Origin of the sequence: Rhodococcus mengyinensis, from assembly GCF_048381435.1 — a bacterium.
GTDB classification, from domain to species: domain Bacteria; phylum Actinomycetota; class Actinomycetes; order Mycobacteriales; family Mycobacteriaceae; genus Rhodococcus_F; species Rhodococcus_F opacus_D.
In genome coordinates this window covers 122,398-147,198 of sequence record NZ_JBLWIT010000156.1, presented here as the reverse complement: position 1 = coordinate 147,198, position 24,801 = coordinate 122,398, and the positions used below count along the sequence as shown (strand labels likewise).

Sequence of the window (24,801 nt, the reverse complement as noted above, 5' to 3'; positions counted from 1 at the left end):
TCGTTGCGGTGCGCCCCGCAGGTCGCCGGGGCGGCGCGGGACACGCTCGCGCACGCCGAGCGGGTGGCGTCGTGGGAACTGGCGAGCGCCGTCGACAATCCGGTGGTGACGCTGGACGGGCGGGTGGAGTCGAACGGCAATTTCCACGGGGCGCCGGTCGGGTACGTGCTGGACTTTCTGGCGATCGTCGTCGCGGACGTGGCGAGCATGAGTGAGCGTCGCACCGACCGCTTCCTCGACGTCGCCCGCAATCACGGGCTGCCCCCGTTCCTGGCCGACGACCCCGGGGTGGACAGCGGCCACATGATCGCCCAGTACACCCAGGCCGCGATCGTCTCGGAGCTGAAGCGGCTGGCGGCGCCGGCGAGTGTGGACTCGATTCCGTCGTCGGCGATGCAGGAGGATCACGTGTCGATGGGCTGGTCGGCGGCCCGGAAGCTGCGCCGGGCGATCGACGGACTGACCCGGGTACTCGCGATCGAGGCGTTGACGGCCGCTCGTGCGCTCGACCTGCGTGCCCCGCTGGCGCCGTCGCCGGCGACGGGTGCGGTGCGGGACACGATCCGTGAGCACGTCGCCGGACCGGGGGCCGACCGTCACCTCGCGCCGGAGATCGAGGCCGCGGTCACCCTCGCGGCCTCGGGCAGGTTGCTCGAGACCGCTGAGGGTGTCGTGGGTGCGCTGGCCTGACGACAGACCCCTGGATTCTGGATCAGACCCGCTCGAATACCGCAGCCAGTCCCTGACCGCCGCCGATGCACATGGTCTCGAGCCCGTATCGGGATTCGCGACGGTCCATCTCCCGCAGGAGGGTGGCGAGAATGCGGCCGCCGGTGGCACCGACGGGGTGTCCGAGGGAGATGCCGGATCCGTTGGGGTTGAGGCGTTCGTCGGTGGGGTCGAGGTCCCAGCTGCGGAGGACGGCGAGGGTCTGCGCGGCGAAGGCCTCGTTCAGTTCGATGACACCCATGTCGGACAGCGACAGTCCGAGCTGACCGAGGGCCTTCTCCGTGGCGGGCACCGGGCCGATGCCCATGGTGCGCGGCGGGACGCCGGCCACGGCCCAGGACGCCATGCGGGCGAGGGGCTTCAGTCCGAGTTCCTTCGCCTTCTCGGCGGTTGTCACGATGCACACCGCGGCACCGTCGTTCTGCCCGCTGGCGTTGCCGGCGGTGACGGTGGAGGCGGAATCGATCTTGGAGCGGATGGCACGGAGCTTCGACAGCGACTCCACCGTGGTGTCGGCGCGCGGGTGCTCGTCCTTGTCGACTACGAGCGGGTCCGACTTGCGTTGCGGCACCGTCACTCCGACGATCTCCTCGGCGAAGCGGCCCGATTCCTGCGCGGCGACGGCGCGCTGGTGCGATTGCACGGCGAGCGCGTCCTGGTCCTCACGGCTGATGTCGAACTCGGCGCGCAGGTTCTCGGCGGTCTCGATCATGCCGCCGGGCACGGGGAAGTTCGCGCCGCCGGCGGTGACGCGGGCGCGGGCGAGCCGGTCCGCGAGTTGGACCCCTTCGCCCTTGACGCCCCAGCGGATGTTCGGGTTGGTGTAGAACTCGGCCTGGCTCATGGATTCGGCGCCACCGGCGAGGACGAGGTCGTTGCCGCCGGACGCCACCTGCAGCACGGCGGTGATGACCGCTTGCAGACCGGATCCGCAGCGGCGATCCACCTGCATGCCGGGGACGTCGATGCCGAGTCCGGCGTCGAGGGCCGCGATCCGGCCGATGGCCGGGGCTTCCCCGCCCGGGGACGCCTGGCCCAGGATGACGTCGTCGATCTGGCTGCCCTCGATGCCGGTGCGTTCGACGAGCGCCGTGATGACGGTGGCCGCGAGGCTCTGCGGGGTGATGTCCTTGAACACTCCGCCGAAGCGCCCGACCGGCGTTCGCAGGGGCTCGCAGATGACGACGTCACGCATGGAAAGACCTTTCATGAAGATTCCTCGGGCACTGCGTCAGCGATTGACGGTGGCGAGGTCCTGTTCGATGTCGGTTGCGGTGACCCGCAGCGACGGGATGAGATCGGAATGCAGATCCTCGAGGCTGTATCGCGCGGCCGGAGTGGAGATGTTCACCGCGGCGACGGTCAGCCCGGAGGCACCCCGGATCGGGGCGGCCATCGACCGCAGGCCTGCCTCGAGTTCCTGGTCGAGAACGCAGATACCGTCCGCGCGAACGGCGAGAATCGCAGCTTTCAGCTCGTCACGGGCCGTGATCGTGCGTTCGGTGAGCCGCTGGATGTCGAGCTTCTCGAGGTACGCGTCGAGTTCGTCGTCGGGCAGTCCCGCCAGCAGGACCCGGCCCATCGAGGTGGCGTACGCGGGGAGCCGGGTGCCGATGGTGATGCCCACCGTCATGATCCGGCTGACGGGCACGCGGGCCACGTACACGATGTCGGCGCCGTCGAGGATCGACACCGACGACGACTCGTGCACCTTGTGGCTCAGCCTCTCGAGGTGCGGCTGCGCGACCTCCGGCAGCGACAGGCTCGACAGGTAGCTGTATCCGAGTTCGAGAACCCGCGGGGTGAGCCAGAACGCGGAACCGTCCGTGGCCACGTAGCCGAGCTCGACGAGGGTGAGCAGAAATCGGCGTGCGGTGGCGCGGGTCAGGTCGGTGGCGCGGGCGACGTCACTGAGCGTGCGCCGCTGATTCCGGTTGTCGAAGCAGCGGATCACGGCGAGGCCCCGGGCCAGCGACTGCACGTAGTCGGGGGACGGGAGGATCTTCTCCGTCGGTTCGGTAGCGGTCATGTCTGCGAATTCTCCTCCGTGGGCCCGGTGCCGGTGGAGGACAGGTCGGCGAGGGCCTGTTTGCCGAGTGCGAAACCGAGATTGCTGTTGGGCACACCGGCGTAGACGGCGGTGTGGAGGAGCACCTCACCGATGGTGTCGGCGTCGACACCCGCGCGGAGGGCGGCGCGGATGTGCATGTCGAGTTCGTGCTCGTTGCCCACCGCGGTGAGAACGGCGATCGTGAGCAGTCGCCGCAACTCGTGGTCCAGCCCGGGGCGCGACCAGATGTCGCCCCACGCGGTGCGGGTGATGAAGTCCTGGAACGGTGCCGTGAAGTCGGTGGTTCCCGCCACGGAGCGGTCCACGTGCGCGTCGCCGAGCACCGAGCGGCGCACCGTCATTCCCTGTGCGTGCGCGGCGCGACGTCCGCGCGCGTACCCGCCGCCGACGATGTGTTCGCGCAGCAGCGCCGTCACGGCACCTGCCTGCTCGAGGTTCGCGACGTGGGCGGCGGGGGAGAGCACCTCGAACTGGGCACCGGTGATGCCGTCCGCGAGGATCTGCATGACCGACGGCGGGGTGGACGGATCCTCCTCGCCCGCGATCACCAGTGTCGGTGCGCTGATGCGGGACAGGTCCGCAGTGAAATCCCAGTCCGCGAGGGCGTCGCAGCACGCGGCGTATCCCTCGGGGGACGTCGACGCGATCATTTCGCGGTAGTGCCGGACGAATTCCGGATCACGCTTGGCGAGCCCCTCGCTGAACCACCGTGCGACAACGGCATCCGCGAGCGACTCCGGACCGTCGGTGCGCGATGCCGCGGCCCGCTCGATCCATGCCTGCGGTTCACCGAATTTCGCGGCGGTGCACAGCAGCGACAGCGACAACACCCGGCGCGGAGTGTGCGCGCCGAGCCACTGGGCGATCGCCCCGCCCATGGACAGTCCGACGAAGTGGGCTGCGTCGACTCCGAGCGAGTCGAGCAGGGCGAGGACGTCCTCGGACAGGTCGCGGACGGAGTACGGACCGTCCGGTGCCGGCGATTCGCCGTGGCCGCGTTGATCGACGGCGACGACCCGGCATTCGTCGGACAGGGCCGCGATCTGCGGGTCCCACATGGACCGGTTGGAGCCGAGCGATCCGAGCAGGACGACGACGGGGGCGTCCGCCGCGCCGCTTCGGGGTCCGGAGATTTCGTGTGCGAGTGCGACTGTCATCGCGTTCCTTCCCGGCCGCGGGCCACTGTCTCCAGTGCGCGGTCGACGATGTCGTGGGCGTGGCCGAGGTATCCGGCGGGGTCGAGCAGGGCGCGGATCTCGTCCGCCTGCAGGTACTGGAGGAGCCCCGGATCCTCGTCGAGGGGGTGTCCGGTCTCGCACGCGGCGGTGACGAGGTCGCGCGCGTTGTCGGTGCGGGCGGACAGGGCGCCGGTGACGCGTTCCGCGAGGAGCAGGCCACCGGTGATGTCGAGGTTGCGGGCCATCGCGTCGGGGTGAACGTTCAGCCCACCGAGCGAGTCGGCGATGCGCGCGACGGCTCCGCCGGTGAGACGCAGCAGGTCCGTGAGCGTTTCCCACTCGGCGTGCCAGGCGCCCGCGGCGCGCTGCTGCTCGTGATCCATCGAGCCGAGGATCGTCGCGACGAGTCCCGGGGTGCGGCGGGACGCGGCGCGGGCCGCGATCGCGGCCACCGGATTGCGCTTGTGCGGCATGGCCGACGATCCGCCGGGTGACCCTTCGCTGACCTCGCCGACCTCGGTGGACGACAGGAACACGAGGTCGGTGGCGATCTTGGACACCGCGCCCGCGGCCGTTCCGAGCGCCGACGCGAGCAGTGCGATGCGGGTGCGATCGGTGTGCCAGGGCACGTCCTGCCGTGCCAGCCCGAGTTCGTCGGCGAGTACGTCGGCGACGTCGAGGCCGTGCGGGTAGAGCGCAGCGGACGTGCCGGCCGCGCCTCCCAGTTGCACGGGCAGGCCGTCCAGTGCGTCGAACAGTGCACGGGAAGCCCTGTGCAACGCCGTCATCCACCCCGCGGCGAGTACGCCGAACGTGGTGGGGAGGGCCTGCTGGCCGAGTGTGCGGCCGGCGATCGGGGTGTCGCGCTGGGCCCGTGCGAGCGCCTCGGCGCACAGCACCGCCTCGTCGAGGGACGCCAGGATGTGCGCACCCGACCGGCGGCACAGCAGCATCAGGGCGGTGTCGAGAATGTCCTGACTCGTGGCGCCCTTGTGCACGTGGCTTCCGGGCACCCCGAGATCGGCGGCCGTGACCTCGCCGCGGAGCAGTTTTACCAGCGGGATCACGGGATTGCCGCCCCCTGCGGCCGCCTCGCCGAGGGCACCGACATCCACGGAGCCCTCGGCGACGACGCGCGCGAACACCGACGAAATGGCGTCGGCGGACGCGGCGGGGATGACGTCGCATTTCGCTTCCGCCCGGGCCAGTGCGGCCTCGACCTCGACCATCGCGGTGACCCACGCCCGGTCCGAGAGCAGCGCCGACAAGTCGCCGGCACCGAACGTCGGATCGAACAGGGCACCCCGGGAAGGCTCCGGAGAGTTCACGCGCGACACCTTTCTGGGTTGTGACCGGTTACAGGGCGAAGAACGGGGTTTCCCGTCCTTCTGTGTTCTGCACGTGGATCGTCAGGTGGTATCCGCGATCCGTCTTCTCCGCGATCAGCTTGGGGCGGTCGGCTTCCGGAACGGCGGAGAGCACGGGGTCCGATGCGTGCGCGTCCGTGTCCTCGGGGAAGTAGAGCCGCGTGTACAGCCGCTCGAGCATGCCGCGGGCGAACAGTCCGACGTTGATGTGCGGGGCCTCGACGGCGCCGTCCTCGGCGGGAAGTGCGCCCGGCTTCACGGTGTGCACCACGATCGTGCCGCTCTCGTCGGCGAACACGCGGGCCAGGCTGCGGAAGCCGGCGGGGGTCGCCTCGGCGGCACCGCGGGGATCGGTGGGGCTGTTGAACCGTCCTGCGGCATCTGCCTGCCAGGTTTCGATCATCGCGTCGCCGATGGGCTGACCGGCGCCGTCGATGACGTTGAAGGACACGTCGATTCGTCCCGGCGCATCCTCGGGGACGGCGTCGCCGCTGTTCTCCCACGTCGGGAACAGGCCGATGTGGACGTACGGGCCGACGGTCTGGGACGGGGTGACACCGAACGGCACCTGGTCCTGGCTCTTGGCGAAGACCGGGTAGCGGGGGGCGTCGGGGTTCTGGGTGTCGATCATCAGTGGCCCTCCGGGTCCTCGAACGGGGTGGCGTCCTGACCGCGCAGGACGATGTCGAACTTGAATCCGACGGCCCAGTTGTCGCGGGTGTGGTCGTAGTCGAACGTGCTGATCATCCGCTCGCGTGCCGCTTCGGGCACCGCGTTGTAGATCGGGTCCTGGAAGAAGAACGGATCGTCCGGGAAGTACATCTGCGTGACCAGCCGCTGGGTGAACGCCTGACCGAACAGGGAGAAGTGGATGTGCGCGGGCCGCCACGCGTTGTGGTGGTTGCCCCAGGGGTAGGCGCCGGGCTTGATGGTCGTGAACTCGTAGTGGCCCTGCTTGTCGGTGAGGCAGCGGGCGACACCGTTGAAGTGGGGGTCGAGCGGGGCCGGCCAGGAGTCCATCTTGTGGCGGTAGCGGCCTCCGGCGTTGGCCTGCCACACCTCGATGAGGGTGTCGGGGATGGGTTTGCCCGCGCTGTCGAGGACGCGGCCGTGGACGATGATGCGCTGTCCCTGGGCCTCGCCGCCGTTGGCGTGGGTCATGTCGTTCTCACCCTTGGCGATGTCGGCGTCGCCGAAGACCGGACCGGTGATCTCGCCGAGTCGCTGCGGGACCAGGATCAGGTCGTTCTTGGGGCTGCGCAGCCGAGTTGTCTTGTACTCGGGGAACAGCAGCGGGGCATTCGCTTCGTGCCCGGCGTGGTGGTGGGCTGGCAGATGCAGCATGGAAAAAGATCCTCACGTTCTCGATGTGAACAGTTGGCCGCTATTCGCACATAGTAGTCGCGTTCTGTGATGGGGCCAACAGGCGGGGCGCAATTTGTTCGCAATGTGGATGGGTGTTCACTACTCGAACATTTTGCGGTAGCCTGGGTCACATGGTCAACAAAGTCTTCGCAACGGCGGCCGAGGCCGTTGCCGATGTCCCCGACGGAGCGTCCCTCGCGGTGGGCGGCTTCGGCCTCGTCGGTATCCCCTCGGTCCTCATCGACGCCCTCCTCGCACAAGGTGCCACCGACCTCGAGACGGTCAGCAACAACTGCGGCACCGACGGTTTCGGTCTGGGTCTGCTCCTCGAGCAGCACCGGATCCGGCGCACGATCAGCTCGTACGTCGGCGCCAACAAGGAATTCGCGCGGCAGTACCTCAGCGGAGAGCTCGAGGTCGAGCTCACTCCGCAGGGCACGCTGGCCGAGCGCATGCGCGCCGGGGGAGCGGGCATCCCCGCCTTCTACACCCCCGCCGGTGTCGGGACGCAGGTCGCCGACGGCGGTCTGCCGATCCGCTACGACGGCCAGGGCGGCATCGCGGTGGCGAGCAAGCCCAAGGAGACGCGCGAGTTCGACGGGGAGGCCTTCGTCCTCGAACGCGCCATCCGCACCGACTTCGCGCTGGTCCATGCATGGAAGGGGGACCGCCTCGGCAACCTCGTGTACCGGGAGACGGCCCGCAATTTCAACCCGGACGCCGCCGGCGCCGGTCGCATCACCATCGCGCAGGTCGAGTACCTCGTCGAGCCCGGCGAGATCGACCCCGCCGAGGTGCACACCCCCGGCATCTTCGTCCAGCGTGTGGTCGAGGTCGGCAAGCAGGAAACGGGAATCGAGAACAGGACGGTACGGGCATGAGCTGGACGCGTGACGAGATGGCGGCCCGGGTCGCGGCCGAACTCGAGGATGGGCAGTATGTGAACCTCGGCATCGGCATGCCCACGCTCATCCCCGGTCACATCCCGGCCGGCAAGGACGTCATCCTGCACTCGGAGAACGGCATCCTCGGCGTCGGGCCGTACCCGACGGACGACGAGGTCGACCCCGAACTGATCAACGCGGGCAAGGAGACCATCACGGTGGTCCCCGGCGGCGCGTTCTTCTCCTCCTCCGACTCCTTCTCGATGATCCGCGGCGGCAGCGTCGACGTGGCCGTTCTCGGCGCCATGCAGGTCAGCAGCCACGGAGACCTGTCCAACTGGATGGTCCCGGGCGCCATGGTCAAGGGCATGGGCGGCGCGATGGACCTCGTCCACGGCGCGGGCAAGGTCATCGTGATGATGGATCACGTCACCAAGAAGGGTGAGCACAAGATCCTCGAGGAGTGCACGCTGCCGTACACCGGCAAGCGCTGCGTGCAGAAGATCGTCACCGATCTCGCCGTCATCGACGTCACTCCCGACGGCCTGCGGCTCGTCGAGACCGCTCCCGGCCACAGCGTCGAGGACGTCCAGGCGGCCACCGGCGCGACGCTCCTGGTCGACGCCACCGTCTAGAAACGCCCGCTCAGGCCCCGGTCTTCACGCGCTGGGCTCCGGCATAGACGTTCATCGACTCCCCACGGAGGAAGCCGACGAGCGTCGTGCCGGATTCCAGTGCCAGGTCGACGGCCAGCGAGGACGGCGCCGACACCGCGCCGAGCATCGGTACCCCCGCCATCACGGACTTCTGCACCAGTTCGAAGGATGCGCGCCCGCTGACGAGGAGAACGCTGCCCGACAGCGGCACCCGATCCTGTGTCAGCGCCCACCCCAGCACCTTGTCGACGGCGTTGTGCCTGCCGACGTCCTCCCGCAGCGCGACGAGTGCGCCGTCGGGGGTGAACAGGCCCGCGGCATGCAGTCCGCCCGTCGAATCGAAGATGCGCTGACCCGACCGCAGGGTGGTCGGCATCGACGACAACGTGGCCGCCGTCACCGACAAGTCGTTGCCGGACAAGGGGAATCGTGACCGTGTCCGGACCTGGTCGAGCGACGCCTTGCCGCACACTCCGCAGGCCGACGAGGTCACGAACCGGCGTTCCGGTCCACCCGGCGCCGGGACGCCCTCGGCCAGAACCACGTCGAGCACGTTGTACGTGTTGGCTCCGCTCTCGTCGACGCCGTCGCAGTAGCGGGCGACGGACACGTCGTCGCGGCTCTCGACGATGCCCTCGGTCAGCAGGAACCCGTGCACCAGATCGATGTCGTCGCCCGGCGTGCGCATCGTCACCGACAGCGAACGGCCGCCGACCCGGATCTCGAGGGGTTCCTCGACGGCCAGCGAATCGGGTCTGCGTGTCGTTCCGTGCTCGGTGATGCGGACGACCGGGCGGCGCGCGGTGACGCGGCCCATCACCTGCCGCCGGATTCGAGCGGACTGCGTGCGGACGAGGGGCGGGTCATGGGTCCATAGTGGCCCCGAACCGGGCGCGACGGCCAGTCGTTCCGGCGCGCCCGCCTGGTGTGCCCGTACCCTCTGGACATGGGTGTGAGCGTGCGAGCGGCGACCGGATCCGACATCCCCGAACTGGCGCGCGTCCTGGCCGACGCGTTCTTCGACGACCCCGTGATGGTGTGGATGTGGCCGGATCCCGAGCGCAGGCGGCGCGGCCTGCCGCGACTGTTCGCGGTGGAGATCCGCCATCACCATCTGGCCGGGGGCGGAGCCGAACTGGCCGAGGACGGCGACGGCGTGGTCCGCGGGGCCGCGATGTGGGATCCGCCCGGCGGCTGGAAGCAGTCGACGTTGTCGTCGCTCCTCAGCCTGCCGGGGCTGGTCCGCGCGTTCGGCTCGCGGCTGGGCGTCGGGGCCGCGGTGAGCGGAACCGTCGAGGACGCACACCCGGTCGATCCCGTGCACTGGTATCTGGCGACGATCGGGACGTCGAACGCGGGACGGGGCGGCGGTTACGGGAAGGCGCTGTTGCGGTCGCGGCTGGACCGATGTGATGCCGAGGGGCTCCCGGCATATCTGGAGTCGAGCAAGGAAGACAACATTTCCTACTACCAGCGGTTCGGCTTCGACGTCACCGGCGAGATACGGATCCCGGACGGCGGGCCGACGCTGTGGGCGATGTGGCGCGAACCCGTCCGCGCGACCCCTTAGGCTAAGCTCGGCAAGCCTTACCTAAGTGGTTCGTAGTACCTGGTAGACGAGAGGGTCGCCGCATGAACGTGGGTCAACAGAGGATCGGCCTGAGCCGACGCGGATTCCTCGTGGGCACCGGGGGAGCGCTGCTCGCGTTCGCCGCGGCCTGCAGCAGCTCGGACGGCGACGGCTCCGGCAGTGAGCCGTCCGGCCCCGTCATCGCCCACAAGTACGGCGAGACCCAGGTGCCGACCGACCCGCAGCGCATCGTCAGCGTGGGCTACAACGACCAGGACACGATCCTCGCGCTCGGCGGCACGCTGGCAGGCACGTTCGACTGGTACGGCGACTACCCCTACGGCGTGTGGCCGTGGGCGCAGGACCTCCTCGGCGACGCGCAGCCCGAGATCGTGGGCACGGCGTCGACCAACATCGATTTCGAGAAGGTCGCGACGGTCGCCCCGGATCTGGTGGTCGGTACCTACTCCGGCCTCACCCAGGCCCAGTACGACAAGCTGAGCGCCATCGCGCCGACGGTCGCGCAGCCCAAGGAGTTCGCCGACTTCGGCGTCCCGTGGCAGGACCAGACGAGGATTCTCGGCGAGACGCTCGGCAAGAAGGACAAGGCTGCCGAGCTCGTGTCCTCCGTCGAGACGCAGTTCGACGACGTCCGGGCCGCCAACCCGGCGTTCGCGGGAAAGACCGTCCTCGTCGGCGCGCTCAAGGGTCCCGGGCAATTCGGTGTGTACGGTCCGGAGGACCCGAAGGTCCGCTTCTTCACCGAACTCGGCTTCGTCAATCCCGCTGTGACGGAGCAGATCACCGGCAACTTCGCCGAGATCAGCACGGAGCAGCTGTCGCTCGCGAACGTCGATCTCCTCGTCTGGTACGCAGGCGGCGGTTACGGCGACAAGCTGCGCGCGGAACTCGACAAGACACCGATCTATCAGGAACTCGACGTGGTGAAGGCCGGCCGCACGATCACGCTCGAGGACGCCGCTGCCGAGGCGATGGCGTGGAGCACCGTATTGAGCCTGCCGTACGCGTTGAACGAGATCCCGCCGCGGGTCGCGCCCCTGCTCGTCTGAGACGCGGATGTCCGACGGTGTGAGCCCGGTTCGTGATACCAACGACTCGTGACCGCGATTCCTGAACTCCACGCCGGAACTCCTTTCGACGACCTCGACGACTACCTCGCGCTCGGCCGCGTCGGCGGCCTCGCGCTGTCCGCGGACGGGCGAAGGCTGGTCGTCGCGCAGTCGACGCTCGACGAGAAGGCGACGAAGTACGTCACCGCGCTGTGGGAGATCGATCCCACCGGCGGGTTCGCGGCCCGCCGGCTCACCCGTGGCCGCAGCGGGGAGTCCAACCCGACGTTCACCAGCGACGGCGATCTCCTCTTCACGTCCTCCCGTCCGACGCAGGACGAGGACGACCTTCCCGACGACCTGTGGCGACTGCCCGCGCGGGGCGGCGAGGCGGTGGTCGTCGCGCGCCGCGGCGGCGGCATCACCGGGGTCCGCGCCGCACGGTGCGCGCCGCGGGTCGTCGTCACCACCGGGGTTCTCGGGAGATCCGGGGAGTCCGCCGACGACGAGCGGGTGCGCACCGAGCGCAAGGAGAAGAAGGTCTCGGCGATCCTGCACACGGGCTACCCGATCCGCTATTGGGACCACGATCTCGGTCCCGAGGTGCCCCACCTCCTGTCCGCCTCACTGGACGCGCTCGCGGAGAACGGGCAGGAGCCGGAGCTGACCGACCTCACCCCGATGCCGGGTCCGGCGCTGCGGGAGGCGAACTACGCGCTGAGCGACGACGGCGCCTTCGTCGTGACGTCGTGGACGGTTCCCGGTCCGCTGGCGTCGATCCGGAACATCCTCGTGCGCATCGACACCGAGACGGGGGCGCGCACGATCCTCGTCGACGACGCCGACGCCGATCTGTCGGACCCGGTGATCTCCCCGGACGGACGGCACGTCGTGTTCACGCGGGAATCGCATGCGACACCCGACTCCGCGCCGCGATTCACGCTGCACCGCTACAGCTTCGACAGTGGCACCGTCACCGAGGTGGCGCCGGGGTGGGACCGGTGGGCCACGTCCGTGGTCTGGCTGTCCGACGGGTCGGGGCTCCTCGTCACCGCCGACGACCGCGGGCGCGCGCCGATCTTCCTGCTCCGTGACGGCGCGGACCCCACTCGGGTGACGACCGACGACTGCGCGTACACCGACCTGCAGGTCGCCCCCGACGGGTCGACGGTGTTCGCGCTGCGGGCGTCGTACGCGGCGCCGCCGCACCCGGTGCGCATCGACATCACCTCCGGCGCCGTCTCACTGCTGAAGGCGCCCGCCGACCTCCCCGAGTTGCCGGGGACGCTGACGGAGGTCGAGACGGTCGCCGCCGACGGCGCCGCGGTGCGCGCGTGGCTCGCGGTGCCGACCGGCGCTTCTGCCCACGCGCCGGTTCCCCTCGCGCTGTGGGTGCACGGCGGCCCCTTGGGGTCGTGGAACACCTGGTCGTGGCGATGGAACCCGTGGCTGCTCGTGGCGCGGGGATACGCCGTGCTGCTGCCCGATCCGGCGTTGTCCACCGGCTACGGGCAGGAGTTCGTCGAGCGGGGCTGGGGTAAGTGGGGCAAGACCCCGTTCACCGATCTCATGGCGATCACCGACGCCGCGGTGGCACTGCCGGAGATCGACGAGAAGCGCACCGCGGCGATGGGCGGATCGTTCGGCGGTTACATGGCCAACTGGATCGCCGGACACACCGAACGGTTCAAGGCAATCGTCACCCACGCCAGCCTGTGGGCGCTGGACCAGTTCGGCCCCACCACCGATGCCGCCTGGTACTGGCAGCGGGAGATGACGCCCGAGATGGCGGTGGAGAACTCGCCGCACCTGTACGTCGCGGACATCGTGACCCCCATGCTGGTCATCCACGGCGACAAGGACTTTCGCGTTCCGATCGGTGACGGGCTGCGGCTGTGGTTCGAGCTGCTGTCCGAGTCGGGGTTGCCCGCGGACGACGAGGGTCGCACCGAACACCGCTTCCTCTACTTCCCGGACGAGAACCACTGGATCCTCACCCCGCAGAACGCGAAGGTCTGGTACCAGGTCGTGCTCTCGTTCCTCTCCGAGCACGTGCGGGGCGAGGACGTCGCGCTGCCCGAGATCCTGGGCCGGTAGCCGGCGGACCGGGGCCGCGCCGAGGCGAAGTCACGCCCGCTTCTCGCGACCCCGATCGAATTCCTTGCCACCCCACACGCCGGACTGACCGGTGGCCCTGGCGAACAGCTCGCAGCGCGTCCGCAGTGCGCAGTGATGGCACACGTCGCGCGCGTACGCGAAATCCTCGGTCGGGAACGGAAACCACCGGTCCGGCTCGGGGTCGGCGCGACACGCGGCGTCGACCCAGCCCGCGGGGTCGTCGGAGGCAGGCAGCAGGGTGGACAGGGTCGTGTCCAGGACGTCGGTCATCGGGAAATCTCCCCTTCCCGGGAGAAGGTCGGTCGGGTGAAGGCGGGTGTGGGGGTCTCGCGGTCAGACCGCCGCGAGATCCCTCCAGATCTGCCGCTGCGCCTTTTCGATGTGCCGGGGCGCCTTCGGCTCCCAGAGGAGCGGCATTCCTGCCTCCTCCGGTGTGCGGTTGGCCTTCCTCTGGTTGCAGGGGACGCAGCAGGCCACGAGGTTGGCCCAGGTGTTCGGGCCACCGCGGCTCCTCGGCAGCACGTGATCGATGGTCGTCGCGACCGGCTCGGCGCAGTAGCCGCAACGATTGCGGTCGCGGCGGAACACGCCCGCGAACGTCGCGCGGCTGCTGTCGGTCACCAGCACGGAGCGCGCGACGTAGACGTAACGCAGCAGGCGGATGGTCTGCGGCAGGCTGATCTCGACGTGCTGCGAGCGGATCGGGAACGGCGGCTCCCGATCCGCGACCGTCTCGGCCGCACCGACACTGATCAGCACGACGGCGCGCTCGGCGGGAATCTCGCAGAGGGCCTCGTACGTCACATTGAGGACCAGCACATCCGCACGCGACCAGTTGCGGGCGTCGAGGGTGCTGCCGGGTGGGTTGCGGGAGAAGTGCCTCACGGGAGATCTCGGTTCTGTCGGTTCGCGGCGGTGGGGGCACGCCGGCCGACGGAAGTCGAGTCAGGCGTGGCTGGCGGTGCGGTGGGTCTTCGGGGCGGGCATGATCCCGCGTTCGCCTTGCCTGCCGACGGGGAAGGAGGAGGCGATGCCCGTGCGTGACGGCTGCAACCGGGCTGCGTGGGCTGTGGGCAGTGCGCGCATCGCTACGTCCTTCCTGAACTCGACGTGTGAACTGAACCGATCGGAACACGTCGAGCATGACACAGCGCACGGCCCGCGTCCTGGTATTTTCCGCGCCGTCGGACCCGTGAGCGGGGCGTGTCGAATCGGACAGGATCCGCGACACGTCCGATGGATGCGGTGAAGTAGCGGTTCTCTCGCTACGGTGTTCGATACGTACCCCGAATGAAGGAGACATCGTGGCACTTCCCCAGCTCACTGACGAACAGCGGGCAGCAGCTCTCGAGAAGGCCGCCGCCGCTCGTAAGGCACGCGCAGAGCTCAAGGACAAGCTCAAGTCCGGTGACATCACCCTCAAGCAGGTCCTTTCCAAGGCCGATGTCGACGACATCATCGGAAAGACCAAGGTCAGCGCCATTCTGGAAGCCCTGCCGAAGATCGGCAAGGTGAAGGCCCAGGAGATCATGGCCAACCTGGAGATCGCTCCGACGCGCCGCCTCCGTGGCCTCGGCGACCGTCAGCGCGACGCCCTGCTGGCGCACTTCAGCTGACACGTTCCCCGGGTGCCCGCCCCATCGCCTTCCGGCGACCGGCGGGCGCCCGGACGCGTCTTTCCTGCCCCCACCCCCGCTAGTGCAACCTGACGGTTGCGCAAATGTCCGCCGATGTGCAACCGTGAGGTAGCACATTGTCGAGAGGTGAGGATGATCATGAGCGTTCCGGACGCATCCCAGGACAGGATCGAGCGCGAGATTCAGATCGACGCCCCCATCGAGCGGGTGTTCCGGCTGGTGAGTGAACCCGGCTGGTTCATCGGCGACGGCGAACCCGGCAAGACGACCACCACACGTGAAGGCGACGTCTTCGTCGTGGACTTTCCCCCGTACGGGCGCTTCCCGATACTTCCCGTCACGTCCGACGCACCGCACTACGTCTCGTTCCGTGGGGGAGACGATCCCGCGCAGCCGCTCGTGGAGGGCACGTCCACCCTGGTCGAGTTCTTCCTGTCGGAGCGGGACGGCGGCACGCTCCTCCGCGTCGTCGAGACCGGATTCGCCGCCTTGTACCCGAATGCCGAGCGCCGCGCGGCCGCCTACGAAGGCAATATCGAGGGCTGGGAAATGCAACTGGCGTTCGCCAAGCGTGACGCCGAAAGCGGCTAGCGCGAAGCATCTGTCGCGCTGATGTGTCGACCTCGCTGACCGCAGTCGGGGGTTGCGGTCAGCGAGGTCGGTGCGCCGCCGTTTCGGGAGGCACGCTCGGATAGTCGTCGGGTCAGTGCATTTCGTTACGCGCCTCGTCCGCTCGGATGCCGGCGCGACGAAATCGGGGAGTACGGACTCGGGTCGATGTCCGGTCGCCGTTCGTCCACGAGATCCGCGAGGATGCGGGCCGAGCCGACCGCCATGGTCCAGCCGACGTGACCGTGACCGGTGTTGAAGTACAGATTGTCGTGCCGTCCCAGCCCGATCATCGGCGGGCCGTCGGGCGTCATCGGGCGAAGGCCCGTCCGGTATCTGGCCGTGTCCCAGTCCACGGCGCCGGGGAACAGTTCGTTCCCCGCGTCCACGATGCCCGCGTAGTCGGCGGGCGAGTGACTGCGGTCGTACCCGACGAATTCCGCGGTGGCCGACATTCTCAGCTCGTCACCGAACCGCGACCAGGCGACGAGTGTCTTCTCGTCGATGCCGCCCACCACCGGTGCGCGTTCGGGGTCCTTGACGGTCGCGGTCAGCGTGTATCCCTTGGCCGGGTAGACGGGTAGCCGCAGACCGACACTCCTCGCGACGAGAGCACTTGCGGCCCCCGCGGCGAGGACGAAGGCATCCGCGCGAATGTCGCCCCGGTCGGTGACGGCCGAGGTGATGGCCGCGCCGTCGGTCTCGAGGCGCATGACGGACGTGCCCAGGTGGAACCGGACCCCTAGCCGTCCGCATTCCTCGGCGAGCCCCACCGAGAACCGGTGCGGGTCGCCGGTGCCGTCGGTGCGGTCGTGGATCGCCCCCGCGAACGTGGCCGTCCCGTGCCGGAGGGCGGGCTCCGCGGCCGCGATCTCCTCCGGTCCCAGCACGTCCTGCTGCTGTCCGTGGTCGCGGAGCAGCTGCGAGTTCACCTGCGCGTGCTCGAGTTCCGCTTCCTCCCGGTACAGGTACAGCACGCCGTTGCGTGTCTGGCAGTACTCCAGGTTCTCGCGGGCGGTGAGTTCGTCCATCAGCTGCTGGCTGTACCGGGCCAGTCGGAGCTTCGCGAGAGTGTTCGACCGCGCCCGGGAGGCCGTGCACTCGCGGAGGAATCGCACACCCCACCGGGCGAGTTCGGCGTCCGCCCGGGGGCGGACACGGATCGAGGTCGACGCGCCGAGCAACGATCGGACCAGCATGGTGGGAGCCGACGGCGACGCCCACGCGTAGGAGTGACCGGGGGCGATCAATCCGGCGGTGCTCGCGCTGGTGTCGGACGCGACCTCGCTGCGCCGGTCGTATACATGCACCTCGTGTCCACGCTCGACCAGAGCGTGGGCGGTCGCCACACCGACGACCCCTGCTCCGAGAACTGCCACCTTCATTCCGCTTCCTTTCCTTCGGTCGAGCCCCGGCCCGTGACGGCGACGGCCTGTATCTCCACGAGTAGCTGCGGGTCCAGCAGGGCTGCGACCACCGTTGCCCTGGCCGGGCGGTGGTCTGCGGCGAACCAGCGCATCCATTCCTTGTTGAAACGCGGGGCGTCCTCGGGGTTCGCGAGATACACCGTGGCCGAGGCGATGTCGTGCAGGGTGGCGCCGGCCGCGGCGAGGACCCTGTCGAGTCGTGTGAGGGAGTGACGTGTCTGCTCCACCACATCGGTACCGACGACGTTGCCGGTGTCGTCGAACGAGACCTGGCCGGAGACGAACACGAGGTCGCCGACCCTGCGCGCCGACGGGTACGGGCTGGTGCCGGTGGTCACCCCGGGGACGTCCACGATGTCATCCATGGTCGCGCTCGCCCGCTGTGGCGCCACCGCTGTCACCGCGGAGCACTTCCTTGACGTAGAAGCGCCAGCCGAGGAATCCGACCCACAGGGTGACGGTGACGACGGCGGTGGGTACCCCGTAATAGAGGAGGACGGGAATCATGCGAATTCTCCTTCGGTGACGCGGACGGCAGGCTGTTGCCGGCGCGGATAGCGGGACGAGGTGGCCGTCGCGACCGTGACGAAGACGAGGAGGTTGGCGACGACGCCGGGCACCAGCCCATCCAGTCCGAACGGAGCGTCGAGGCCCCACTGCCACACCGCGGTGACGATCGCGCCCGCCGTGATCGCCGACAGTGCCGCCGGCGCGGACCGCACGCCGAACAGCACCGCGCCGAACAACGGAACGATGACCGTCGGAGCCCACAGTGTGTAGCTGTAGAGAAGGGCGTCGACGATGGACGGAACGCTGAGGGCGAAGATGGTCGCCCCGGCACCGACGACGACACTGGTGGCCCTCTCGATGGTGAGCCGCCTCGAGGGCGGCAGCTCGGTGGGGCTGAGGGGCTGGTAGATGTCCTTGGTCAGGACGACGGCGGTGGAATTGAGGTAGGAACTCGCCGTCGACATCACGACCGCCATCAGCGCCGCCACCACCAACCCGAGAACGCCGACCGGCATCAGATTCATCACCACGGTCGGTAGCGCCTGATCGCTTTCGATGTCCGGGTACAGGACGAGTGCGATCAACCCGAGAGACGCCGAGGTGAAGAAGAAGAAGAACGAGAAGAACCCGGCCAGTGCGTAACCCTTACGGGCGTGCCGCGAGTCGGGGGTGGAGAACGTCCGCTGCGCGTACGGCGGGACCAGCGTCTCGCCGAGCAGTAGTGCCGCGAACAGCGTGAGGAACTGTGCGGGGGAGTAGTCACCCATGAACGAAAGATGCTCGGCGGGAACGCTGTCCAGGAGAGCCGACGGTCCGCCGACGGCGTCGAGCCCGATGAGGAGCGCCACCGGCAGGAGCACTCCCAGGAAGACGAACTGCAACAGGTCCGTCTGGATCACCGCCCACGCCCCACCGAACGAGGAATAGAGAACGACCACTCCCATGCCGATGATCACCGCGGGCACGGTGGGCACGTCGAGGGTGGCGTTGACGACGGTACCGATGGCCAGGGCCTGGGCGCCCAGGATGCCGGCACACAAGACGACGGACAGTATGCCGGTCACCAATCGCGCCGGCCGGCCGTAGTGGACCTCCATGATGTCGCCGAGGGTGTGGGCGCCGATGTAATTCTTGAGTCTGGGCGCGACGAAGTAGCCGACGAGCACCGTCTGAACGCCGAATGCGCAGAAGGCGAACATGTACACGTAGCCGTCACGCATCGCGGCGCCGGCGACACCGAGCGATGCTCCGCCGCCGAGGAACGCTGCGGCCAGGCTGCCGAAGAAGACCGGCCAGATGATTCGGTTGCCTGCCACGGCGAAATCGTCCGGCGACTTGACGCGTCGCATGGTCTGGACGCCGATCAGGACGAGTAGCAGGAAGTAGGCACCGAGAAGTATCCAGTCGAGGATTGCCATGTGAACTCCTAGTTGGGATGAACCCATCGTAGGAACGGCATGTGACCGCGGTCACTAGGCAAGTTGACCTTGATATACACTGGAAGCGATACTTGATTGTGCGATATGCACAACCCCTCGCAGGGTTCGGAAGGACTGTCGATGCTGAGTGAGGCTCTGGCGCAACAGATCGCGAACGAGATCACCGACGTCATCGGGTTCAACGTGCTCATCACGGACGCGGCAGGCACGGTGGTCGGCAGCGGGGACGAACGTCGTATCGGCCAATTCCACGAGGCATCGATCGAGGTGATCCGTGCGCGGCGCATGATCGCGCATTCGGCAGCGGACGTCCGCGACCTCGTCGGCAGTCTGCCCGGCGTCACCATTCCGCTCGTCATCGACGGTGACGTGGTGGGCACGATCGGGCTGTCCGGTTCGCCCGAGCAGGTCGAGCAATTCGGGCTCGTGGTCAAGCGGCAGACCGAAATCCTGATGCAGGAGGCCTCGCGGATCGGTACGCGGCTGACCTACGAGCGGGCAGCGGAAGAACTGCTCCGCGACATCTGTGATTGGCATCGCTCCACGTTCACCGAGACCCAGATCGTCCGGCGGGCAACGGGTCTGGGATACGACCTGCGCCTTCCCCGGGTCATGCTGCTGATCAGCTACGACAGTCACTCCGACGACGTCGCGGTCCAGGGGCAGCCCGTGTCGCACAAGGTCCTGCGCGCCGTGCAGGACGCCTTCGACTCCGCGACCGATCTGGTCGCGCCGCTCGCCAGGCAGGTCGTCGCGGTCACCACCGTGGTGACCGCACGGACGCCCGCGGCGGATGCGGCTCTGACGGACCGGTGCCGGAAGTATGTGTCCCTGGTTCGTGAACGGGGATGGGACACCCGCGTGGGGATCGGCTCCATCGCGCACGGGGTCGAACAGCTCAATCTCTCGTCCCAGGACGCGTACGACGCGCTCCGGCTCGGCGCGGTTCTCGACCCGCGCGGACAGGTCTACGACATCGACCGGTTCCGCCTCCATCAGGCCGTCTCGGTGATACCCGCGGAAACCCGTGACAGACTGTCACGGGCCGTGCTCGGCGCGTTGGCCGCCGACAACGACTGGCCGCACCTGCAGGAGACGCTGATCGCGTGGGGGGAGTGCGGGTTCAACTCCAGCCGGGCGGCGCAGCGGCTGCACGTCCACCGCAATACCCTCGCCAACCGACTCGACAAGATCGCCCGGCTCCTCGGTCGCCCGCTGGACGAACCGGGTCTGGGTATGACGCTCTACCTCGCCTGTGTGGTGGCACAGCGGGCCGGCTGAGCCTACTGCCGGCGTGTGTGTGAACCTCACCGGCGCGCCCGTCGCCGTGTCGCCGCCGATCGGCGGCGTTTTCGATGCATACTCGACATTCTCGAGTGGTTGCCGCACTGGATGCGGCAGACGAACCGGAGGAATTCCTTGAACGACCACCACGTGCAGCTCTTCTCCGAGCTGCACAGCACCGCAGGATCCCAGGCAGGCGGCGAGGATGCCGGCGAGGCGCTGCGCCCCGTCGACCCGGAGCATCGCACCGCCACCGAGGTGCACCGCGCCCTGTTCAGCGACCAGTAGCGAGGCGGACGGTAGCCCCGTCGTCGGTCGTCCGCGCGTTCATTAGACTCGATGGGTGACCAGTGCAGCTCCAGAAAATCCCCAGAACCGTGCCGATGCCCTTCCGAAGAGCTGGGACCCCAGTTCCGTCGAGGACGATCTGTATCAGGGCTGGGTAGACGCCGGTTACTTCCGCGCGGACCCGCACAGCGACAAGCCGGGCTACTCCATCGTCCTGCCGCCGCCGAACGTGACCGGCAGCCTGCACATGGGTCACGCGCTCGACCACACGTTGATGGACGCGCTGAGCCGCCGCAAGCGGATGCAGGGCTATGAGGTGCTGTGGCTGCCCGGCATGGACCACGCGGGCATCGCGACGCAGACCGTGGTCGAGAAGCAGCTCGCCGTCGACGGCAAGACGAAGGAAGACTTCGGCCGCGAGCTGTTCATCGACAAGGTGTGGGACTGGAAGCGCGAGTCCGGTGGCACCATCGGCGGCCAGATGCGCCGGATCGGTGACAGCGTCGACTGGAGCCGCGACCGGTTCACCATGGACGACGGGCTGTCCCGCGCCGTCCAGACGATCTTCAAGCGCATGTACGACGACGGGCTGATCTACCGGGCCGAGCGTCTCGTCAACTGGTCGCCCGTGCTGCAGACGGCGATCTCCGACATCGAGGTGAAGTTCGAGGACGTCGAGGGTGAGCTGGTCTCGCTGCGGTACGGCTCGCTGAACGACGACGAGCCGCACGTCGTGGTCGCGACCACCCGTGTCGAGACGATGCTCGGTGATACCGCCGTGGCCGTCCACCCCGACGACGAGCGCTACAAGCACCTGATCGGGACGACGCTCGAGCATCCCTTCACGGGGCGCGACATCCCGATCATCGCGGACGAGTACGTCGATCCCGAGTTCGGCACCGGCGCCGTCAAGATCACGCCCGCACACGACCCCAACGACTTCGAGATGGGCCTGCGGCACAACCTGCCGATGCCGACCATCATGGACAAGACCGGCAAGATCGCCGACACGGGAACGCAATTCGACGGTCTCGACCGCTTCGAGGCGCGCGTCAAGGTGCGCGAGGCGCTCGCCGAGCAGGGTCGCGTGGTCGCGGAGAAGCGGCCCTACCTTCACAGCGTCGGGCATTCCGAGCGCACCGGTGAGTCCATCGAGCCGCGCCTGTCGCTGCAGTGGTGGGTGAAGGTCGAGTCCCTCGCGAAGGCCGCCGGTGACGCGGTGCGCAACGGTGACACGGTCATCCACCCGGCCAGTCAGGAACCGCGGTGGTTCGCCTGGGTCGACGACATGCACGACTGGTGCATCTCGCGTCAGCTGTGGTGGGGTCACCGGATCCCGATCTGGTACGGCCCCGACGGCGAGGTCGCGTGCTTCGGACCGGACGAGACCGCACCCGAGGGATGGGTGCAGGATCCCGACGTCCTCGACACCTGGTTCTCCTCCGGGTTGTGGCCGTTCTCGACCATGGGCTGGCCCGAGAAGACGCCCGAGCTCGAGAAGTTCTATCCCACAAGTGTTCTCGTCACCGGTTACGACATCCTGTTCTTCTGGGTGGCGCGGATGATGATGTTCGGCACGTATGTGTCGGAGGACGACGCCATCACGGGGCGGGGCGAGCGAAGCGACGGGGTGTTCAGCGAAGGCAAGTCCGGACCGCAGATGCCGTTCGAGGACGTGTTCCTGCACGGCCTCGTCCGCGACCAGTTCGGCAAGAAGATGTCGAAGTCGCGGGGCAACGGCATCGACCCGCTCGACTGGGTCGACCGCTTCGGCGCCGATGCGCTCCGCTTCACGCTGGCCCGCGGCGCCAACCCCGGCAGCGACCTGTCCGTCGGCGAGGACCACGCGCAGTCGTCGCGGAACTTCGCGACCAAGCTGTTCAACGCGACCAAGTTCGCCCTCATGAACGGGGCCGCGCCGGCACCGCTGCCCGGACGCGACCAGCTGACCGACGCCGACCGGTGGATCCTCGACCGTCTCGAGCAGGTGCGCGGGGAGGTCGACGCCGCATTCGACCGGTACGAGTTCAGCAAGGCGTGCGAGGCGCTGTTCCACTTCGCGTGGGACGAGGTCTGCGACTGGTACCTCGAGCTGGCCAAGGTGCAGTTCGCCGAGAGCGACACGGTCGCGGCGAACACGAGGGCCGTGCTCGGCAACGTCCTCGACGCCCTGTTGCGCCTGCTCCACCCGGTGATCCCGTTCGTCACCGAGACGCTGTGGACGGCGCTCACCGAGCGTGAATCCGTCGTCGTGGCGCAGTGGCCGCAGTCGAGCGAGGCGGCCGCGGATGCGGTTGCGGCGCAGCGTGTCGACGACATGCAGCGACTGGTGACCGAGGTGCGCCGGTTCCGCAGCGATCAGGGTCTCAAGCCCTCGCAGCGGGTTCCCGCACGGATCAGCGGCATCGCCGAGGCCGATCTGGACACACAGCTCGCCGCGGTCACGTCGCTGGCGCGCCTGACGGACCCGGAGGACGGGTTCGCGGTGTCCGCGTCGGTGGAGGTGCGCCTGAGCAAGGCGACCGTCACCGTCGACCTCGACACGTCCGGCAACGTCGACCTCGGCGCCGAGAAGGCCCGGCTGGAGAAGGACCTCGCGGCCGCGCAGAAGGAACTCGCCGGTACCACGGCCAAGCTGTCCAACGAGGCGTTCCTGGCCAAGGCCCCCGACGCCGTCAAGGACAAGATCCGTACGCGTCAGCAGATCGCGACGGAAGAAATCGAACGCATCACCAAGCGATTGAAGGAGCTGGAAGGCGCGTGACCTCGCCCGACTTCACGCCGGAGGAAGTCAGTCCTGTCGACCTCGCGGAGCTGACACTGGTCGAGGCGGAACTCGACAAGCGGTGGCCCGAGACGAAGATCGAGCCGTCCCTCACCCGGATCGCGGCCCTGATGGACGTACTCGGTTCGCCGCAGCACGGCTATCCCGCCATCCACGTCACCGGCACCAACGGCAAGACGTCGGTGACGCGGATGATCGACGCGCTGCTCACGGCGCTGCACCGGCGCACCGGCCGCACCACCAGCCCGCACCTGCAACTCGCCACCGAGCGCATCAGCATCGACGGGCGCCCGGTGTCGCCCCGCCGGTACGTCGACACGTACCGGGAGATCGAGCCGTACGTGCAGATGATCGACCAGCAGTCGCAGGCGGCCGGCGGCCCCGCGATGAGCAAGTTCGAAGTGCTCACCGCGATGGCGTACGCCGCGTTCGCGGAGGCGCCCGTCGACGTGGCCGTCGTCGAGGTGGGTCTCGGCGGGCGTTGGGACGCAACCAATGTCATCGACGGCGAGATCGCGGTGATCACCCCGATCAGCCTCGATCACGCCGAGTATCTCGGCGACGACCTGGCCGGGATCGCCGAGGAGAAGGCCGGCATCATCAAGAAGGGCCGCGAGGACGCGCTGGTGCCCCGCGACGCCGTCGCGATCCTGGCCGAGCAGACGCCGGAAGTGATGGAGGTGCTGCTCCGCCGGGCCGTCGAGGTGGATGCCGCGGTCGCGCGGGAGGGCTCCGAATTCACGGTGCTCGCCCGGCAGATTGCCGTCGGCGGCCAGCAGCTCGAGCTGCAGGGCCTCGGCGGGGTCTACACCGACATCTTCCTGCCCCTGCACGGGGAGCACCAGGCGCGTAACGCGTCGCTCGCGCTCGCCGCGGTGGAGGCGTTCTTCGGTGCGGGCCCGGAACGGCAGCTCGACCAGGAGGCCATCCGGGAGGCGTTCGCCTCGGTCGTCAATCCGGGCCGGCTCGAACGTGTGCGCAGCGCCCCGACCGTCTTCCTCGACGCCGCCCACAACCCGGACGGGGCGCGTGCACTCGCCGCCGCCCTGACCGCCGAGTTCGACTTCCGCAAGCTGGTCGGCGTCGTCAGCGTGATGGGGGACAAGGACGTCGACGGCATCCTGTCGGCGCTGGAACCGGTGTTCGACGAGCTCGTCGTCACGAACAACGGTTCGGCACGGGCCATGGACGTCGACGATCTCGCCAACCTCGCGGTCGCCAAGTTCGGCGACGAACGCGTCGTCGTGGCACCCACACTCGCGGATGCGCTGGAAACGGCCATCGGGTTGGCCGAGGAGGTCGCCGAGCCCGGTGAGGCAGTATCGGGGGCGGGCGTCGTGGTCACCGGATCCGTGGTGACCGCCGGTGCGGCCCGCACCCTCTTCGGAAAGGACCCAGCGTGAGCGAGCCGGACTCGAATGCTTCGGAACCGGAGTTCGGACCGCCGACCAAGGACCCGTGGAAGGGATTCCGCGGTGTGGTCGCGGGATCTCTGATCCTGGAAGCCATCGTGGTGCTTCTCGCCCTGCCGGTCGTCGCGACGGTCGGCGGCGGACTCACCTGGTGGTCCGGAACCTACCTCGTGGGGCTCGCGGTGCTCATGATCCTCGGGGCGGGCCTGCAGGGCCGCCCCTGGGCGATGAAGTACAACCTGTTGTTGCAGGTGGGGCTGCTACTCGGGTTCTTCGTCCACGTGTCGATCGGTTCGGTCGGAGTGGTCTTCGCCATCCTGTGGGGATACCTGCTCTACTTCCGCCGTAACGTCCGCCAGAGAATGGAGCGGGGCCTGCTGCCGGGGCAGCGGGGCTGACCAT

Annotated in this window: 27 protein-coding genes; 13 read left to right on the top strand and 14 right to left on the bottom strand. The window is 68.6% G+C overall.

All coding sequences use genetic code 11. The features are described from left to right. The coding region (locus ACNJ7E_RS41890; RefSeq protein WP_418342553.1) for an aromatic amino acid lyase at positions 1-690 on the top strand (690 nt) is incomplete at its 5' end. Between the two features lie 22 nt (positions 691-712). On the opposite strand, the gene ACNJ7E_RS41885 is transcribed toward ACNJ7E_RS41890, so the two are convergent. Genes ACNJ7E_RS41885 through pcaH form a run of 6 tightly spaced genes read right to left on the bottom strand, consistent with a single transcriptional unit; the run spans position 713 to position 6,689 of the window. Next, positions 713-1,924 (bottom strand): acetyl-CoA C-acetyltransferase, encoded by a 1,212-nt coding sequence (locus ACNJ7E_RS41885; protein ID WP_037226308.1) that lies wholly within the window; start codon positions 1,922-1,924, stop codon positions 713-715. A gap of 36 nt (positions 1,925-1,960) precedes the next feature. Then, positions 1,961-2,758, bottom strand: coding sequence for an IclR family transcriptional regulator (locus ACNJ7E_RS41880; protein WP_280782372.1), 798 nt, complete (start codon positions 2,756-2,758; stop codon positions 1,961-1,963). Then, positions 2,755-3,957: a bifunctional 3-oxoadipate enol-lactonase/4-carboxymuconolactone decarboxylase PcaDC gene (gene pcaDC, locus ACNJ7E_RS41875; RefSeq protein WP_418342552.1), complete on the bottom strand. Its 1,203-nt coding sequence runs from the start codon at positions 3,955-3,957 to the stop codon at positions 2,755-2,757. Before pcaDC ends, ACNJ7E_RS41880 begins: the two co-directional genes overlap by 4 nt. Next, positions 3,954-5,306, bottom strand: a complete 1,353-nt coding sequence (gene pcaB / locus ACNJ7E_RS41870) for a 3-carboxy-cis,cis-muconate cycloisomerase (protein WP_418342551.1) — start codon at positions 5,304-5,306, stop codon at positions 3,954-3,956. The genes pcaDC and pcaB overlap by 4 nt, the downstream gene beginning before the upstream one ends. A 28-nt stretch (positions 5,307-5,334) precedes the next feature. After that, complete coding sequence (gene pcaG, locus ACNJ7E_RS41865; RefSeq protein ID WP_280782375.1) at positions 5,335-5,976, bottom strand: protocatechuate 3,4-dioxygenase subunit alpha; 642 nt, start codon at positions 5,974-5,976, stop codon at positions 5,335-5,337. Next, positions 5,976-6,689 (bottom strand): protocatechuate 3,4-dioxygenase subunit beta, encoded by a 714-nt coding sequence (pcaH, locus tag ACNJ7E_RS41860; protein WP_247250296.1) that lies wholly within the window; start codon positions 6,687-6,689, stop codon positions 5,976-5,978. The genes pcaG and pcaH overlap by 1 nt, the downstream gene beginning before the upstream one ends. Positions 6,690-6,841: 152 nt before the next feature. Here pcaH and ACNJ7E_RS41855 point away from each other — a divergent pair, with 152 nt between their 5' ends. Further along, positions 6,842-7,591 carry a CoA transferase subunit A gene (locus ACNJ7E_RS41855; protein ID WP_005248111.1) on the top strand — a complete coding sequence of 250 codons (750 nt, stop codon included), beginning with the start codon at positions 6,842-6,844 and terminating at the stop codon, positions 7,589-7,591. Then, a complete protein-coding gene (locus tag ACNJ7E_RS41850) occupies positions 7,588-8,229 on the top strand; it encodes a 3-oxoacid CoA-transferase subunit B (protein ID WP_009474040.1) in 642 nt (213 codons plus the stop codon). The genes ACNJ7E_RS41855 and ACNJ7E_RS41850 overlap by 4 nt, the downstream gene beginning before the upstream one ends. Positions 8,230-8,239: 10 nt before the next feature. Here the strand turns inward: ACNJ7E_RS41850 and fdhD are convergent, their stop codons facing one another. Then, positions 8,240-9,067 carry a formate dehydrogenase accessory sulfurtransferase FdhD gene (gene fdhD, locus ACNJ7E_RS41845; protein ID WP_418342550.1) on the bottom strand — a complete coding sequence of 276 codons (828 nt, stop codon included), beginning with the start codon at positions 9,065-9,067 and terminating at the stop codon, positions 8,240-8,242. A 129-nt stretch (positions 9,068-9,196) separates the two neighbouring features. Between fdhD and ACNJ7E_RS41840 the strand changes: the two genes are divergently transcribed. From ACNJ7E_RS41840 to ACNJ7E_RS41830, 3 genes are all read left to right on the top strand, one after another. Then, on the top strand, positions 9,197-9,820 hold the full coding sequence (locus ACNJ7E_RS41840) for a GNAT family N-acetyltransferase (RefSeq protein ID WP_280782377.1): 624 nt from the start codon (positions 9,197-9,199) through the stop codon (positions 9,818-9,820). Between the two features lie 62 nt (positions 9,821-9,882). Next, entirely contained in the window at positions 9,883-10,890 is a 1,008-nt protein-coding gene (locus ACNJ7E_RS41835; RefSeq protein WP_418342549.1) for an iron-siderophore ABC transporter substrate-binding protein, read from the top strand. 48 nt (positions 10,891-10,938) lie between these two features. Further along, positions 10,939-12,987, top strand: coding sequence for a S9 family peptidase (locus tag ACNJ7E_RS41830; RefSeq protein ID WP_418342548.1), 2,049 nt, complete (start codon positions 10,939-10,941; stop codon positions 12,985-12,987). Between the two features lie 30 nt (positions 12,988-13,017). On the opposite strand, the gene ACNJ7E_RS41825 is transcribed toward ACNJ7E_RS41830, so the two are convergent. The 3 genes from ACNJ7E_RS41825 to ACNJ7E_RS41815 form a co-directional block, all read right to left on the bottom strand. Beyond that, positions 13,018-13,278 carry a WhiB family transcriptional regulator gene (locus ACNJ7E_RS41825; protein WP_105414978.1) on the bottom strand — a complete coding sequence of 87 codons (261 nt, stop codon included), beginning with the start codon at positions 13,276-13,278 and terminating at the stop codon, positions 13,018-13,020. A 63-nt stretch (positions 13,279-13,341) separates the two neighbouring features. Further along, positions 13,342-13,893, bottom strand: a complete 552-nt coding sequence (locus tag ACNJ7E_RS41820; protein ID WP_418342547.1) for an HNH endonuclease — start codon at positions 13,891-13,893, stop codon at positions 13,342-13,344. A gap of 60 nt (positions 13,894-13,953) precedes the next feature. Next, complete coding sequence (locus tag ACNJ7E_RS41815; RefSeq protein WP_280782382.1) at positions 13,954-14,094, bottom strand: hypothetical protein; 141 nt, start codon at positions 14,092-14,094, stop codon at positions 13,954-13,956. Between the two features lie 218 nt (positions 14,095-14,312). On the opposite strand from ACNJ7E_RS41815, the gene mihF reads away from it, so the two are divergent. Together mihF and ACNJ7E_RS41805 are read left to right on the top strand one after the other, a co-directional pair. After that, positions 14,313-14,624, top strand: coding sequence for an integration host factor, actinobacterial type (gene mihF / locus ACNJ7E_RS41810; RefSeq protein ID WP_005248100.1), 312 nt, complete (start codon positions 14,313-14,315; stop codon positions 14,622-14,624). Positions 14,625-14,777: 153 nt separating this feature from the next. Further along, positions 14,778-15,236, top strand: a complete 459-nt coding sequence (locus ACNJ7E_RS41805; protein ID WP_280782383.1) for an SRPBCC family protein — start codon at positions 14,778-14,780, stop codon at positions 15,234-15,236. Between the two features lie 125 nt (positions 15,237-15,361). On the opposite strand, the gene ACNJ7E_RS41800 is transcribed toward ACNJ7E_RS41805, so the two are convergent. Genes ACNJ7E_RS41800 through ACNJ7E_RS41785 form a run of 4 tightly spaced genes read right to left on the bottom strand, consistent with a single transcriptional unit; the run spans position 15,362 to position 18,609 of the window. Beyond that, entirely contained in the window at positions 15,362-16,639 is a 1,278-nt protein-coding gene (locus ACNJ7E_RS41800; RefSeq protein WP_283354212.1) for a D-amino acid dehydrogenase, read from the bottom strand. Next, positions 16,636-17,046 (bottom strand): RidA family protein, encoded by a 411-nt coding sequence (locus tag ACNJ7E_RS41795; RefSeq protein WP_418342546.1) that lies wholly within the window; start codon positions 17,044-17,046, stop codon positions 16,636-16,638. Before ACNJ7E_RS41795 ends, ACNJ7E_RS41800 begins: the two co-directional genes overlap by 4 nt. Then, positions 17,039-17,188: a hypothetical protein gene (locus ACNJ7E_RS41790; RefSeq protein ID WP_280782386.1), complete on the bottom strand. Its 150-nt coding sequence runs from the start codon at positions 17,186-17,188 to the stop codon at positions 17,039-17,041. Before ACNJ7E_RS41790 ends, ACNJ7E_RS41795 begins: the two co-directional genes overlap by 8 nt. Further along, positions 17,185-18,609, bottom strand: coding sequence for a sodium:solute symporter family protein (locus ACNJ7E_RS41785; RefSeq protein ID WP_280782387.1), 1,425 nt, complete (start codon positions 18,607-18,609; stop codon positions 17,185-17,187). Before ACNJ7E_RS41785 ends, ACNJ7E_RS41790 begins: the two co-directional genes overlap by 4 nt. A 141-nt stretch (positions 18,610-18,750) precedes the next feature. Here ACNJ7E_RS41785 and ACNJ7E_RS41780 point away from each other — a divergent pair, with 141 nt between their 5' ends. The 5 genes from ACNJ7E_RS41780 to ACNJ7E_RS41760 all read left to right on the top strand — a co-directional run bounded on the left by ACNJ7E_RS41780 (position 18,751) and on the right by ACNJ7E_RS41760 (position 24,797). After that, positions 18,751-19,911, top strand: a complete 1,161-nt coding sequence (locus tag ACNJ7E_RS41780; RefSeq protein WP_280782388.1) for a CdaR family transcriptional regulator — start codon at positions 18,751-18,753, stop codon at positions 19,909-19,911. Between the two features lie 138 nt (positions 19,912-20,049). Beyond that, positions 20,050-20,202, top strand: a complete 153-nt coding sequence (locus ACNJ7E_RS41775) for a hypothetical protein (protein ID WP_009474026.1) — start codon at positions 20,050-20,052, stop codon at positions 20,200-20,202. Between the two features lie 55 nt (positions 20,203-20,257). Further along, positions 20,258-22,966 carry a valine--tRNA ligase gene (locus tag ACNJ7E_RS41770; RefSeq protein WP_280782389.1) on the top strand — a complete coding sequence of 903 codons (2,709 nt, stop codon included), beginning with the start codon at positions 20,258-20,260 and terminating at the stop codon, positions 22,964-22,966. After that, a complete protein-coding gene (gene folC / locus ACNJ7E_RS41765) occupies positions 22,963-24,390 on the top strand; it encodes a bifunctional tetrahydrofolate synthase/dihydrofolate synthase (protein WP_005261300.1) in 1,428 nt (475 codons plus the stop codon). Before ACNJ7E_RS41770 ends, folC begins: the two co-directional genes overlap by 4 nt. Further along, positions 24,387-24,797: a DUF4233 domain-containing protein gene (locus tag ACNJ7E_RS41760; RefSeq protein WP_009474023.1), complete on the top strand. Its 411-nt coding sequence runs from the start codon at positions 24,387-24,389 to the stop codon at positions 24,795-24,797. The genes folC and ACNJ7E_RS41760 overlap by 4 nt, the downstream gene beginning before the upstream one ends. Positions 24,798-24,801: the final 4 nt, after the last annotated feature.

Coding starts and splice junctions, on each gene's coding strand:
- ACNJ7E_RS41805 (WP_280782383.1), top strand. CDS start 14,778: ATGATCATGAGCGTTCCGGACGCATCCCAGGACAGGATCGAGCGCGAG.
- ACNJ7E_RS41880 (WP_280782372.1), bottom strand. CDS start 2,758: ATGACCGCTACCGAACCGACGGAGAAGATCCTCCCGTCCCCCGACTAC.
- ACNJ7E_RS41800 (WP_283354212.1), bottom strand. CDS start 16,639: ATGAAGGTGGCAGTTCTCGGAGCAGGGGTCGTCGGTGTGGCGACCGCC.
- ACNJ7E_RS41785 (WP_280782387.1), bottom strand. CDS start 18,609: ATGGCAATCCTCGACTGGATACTTCTCGGTGCCTACTTCCTGCTACTC.
- ACNJ7E_RS41790 (WP_280782386.1), bottom strand. CDS start 17,188: ATGATTCCCGTCCTCCTCTATTACGGGGTACCCACCGCCGTCGTCACC.
- ACNJ7E_RS41795 (WP_418342546.1), bottom strand. CDS start 17,046: ATGGATGACATCGTGGACGTCCCCGGGGTGACCACCGGCACCAGCCCG.
- pcaG (WP_280782375.1), bottom strand. CDS start 5,976: ATGATCGACACCCAGAACCCCGACGCCCCCCGCTACCCGGTCTTCGCC.
- ACNJ7E_RS41815 (WP_280782382.1), bottom strand. CDS start 14,094: ATGCGCGCACTGCCCACAGCCCACGCAGCCCGGTTGCAGCCGTCACGC.
- ACNJ7E_RS41840 (WP_280782377.1), top strand. CDS start 9,197: ATGGGTGTGAGCGTGCGAGCGGCGACCGGATCCGACATCCCCGAACTG.
- fdhD (WP_418342550.1), bottom strand. CDS start 9,067: ATGGGCCGCGTCACCGCGCGCCGCCCGGTCGTCCGCATCACCGAGCAC.
- ACNJ7E_RS41780 (WP_280782388.1), top strand. CDS start 18,751: ATGCTGAGTGAGGCTCTGGCGCAACAGATCGCGAACGAGATCACCGAC.
- ACNJ7E_RS41835 (WP_418342549.1), top strand. CDS start 9,883: ATGAACGTGGGTCAACAGAGGATCGGCCTGAGCCGACGCGGATTCCTC.
- ACNJ7E_RS41855 (WP_005248111.1), top strand. CDS start 6,842: ATGGTCAACAAAGTCTTCGCAACGGCGGCCGAGGCCGTTGCCGATGTC.
- ACNJ7E_RS41885 (WP_037226308.1), bottom strand. CDS start 1,924: ATGCGTGACGTCGTCATCTGCGAGCCCCTGCGAACGCCGGTCGGGCGC.
- pcaH (WP_247250296.1), bottom strand. CDS start 6,689: ATGCTGCATCTGCCAGCCCACCACCACGCCGGGCACGAAGCGAATGCC.
- ACNJ7E_RS41850 (WP_009474040.1), top strand. CDS start 7,588: ATGAGCTGGACGCGTGACGAGATGGCGGCCCGGGTCGCGGCCGAACTC.
- ACNJ7E_RS41825 (WP_105414978.1), bottom strand. CDS start 13,278: ATGACCGACGTCCTGGACACGACCCTGTCCACCCTGCTGCCTGCCTCC.
- pcaDC (WP_418342552.1), bottom strand. CDS start 3,957: ATGACAGTCGCACTCGCACACGAAATCTCCGGACCCCGAAGCGGCGCG.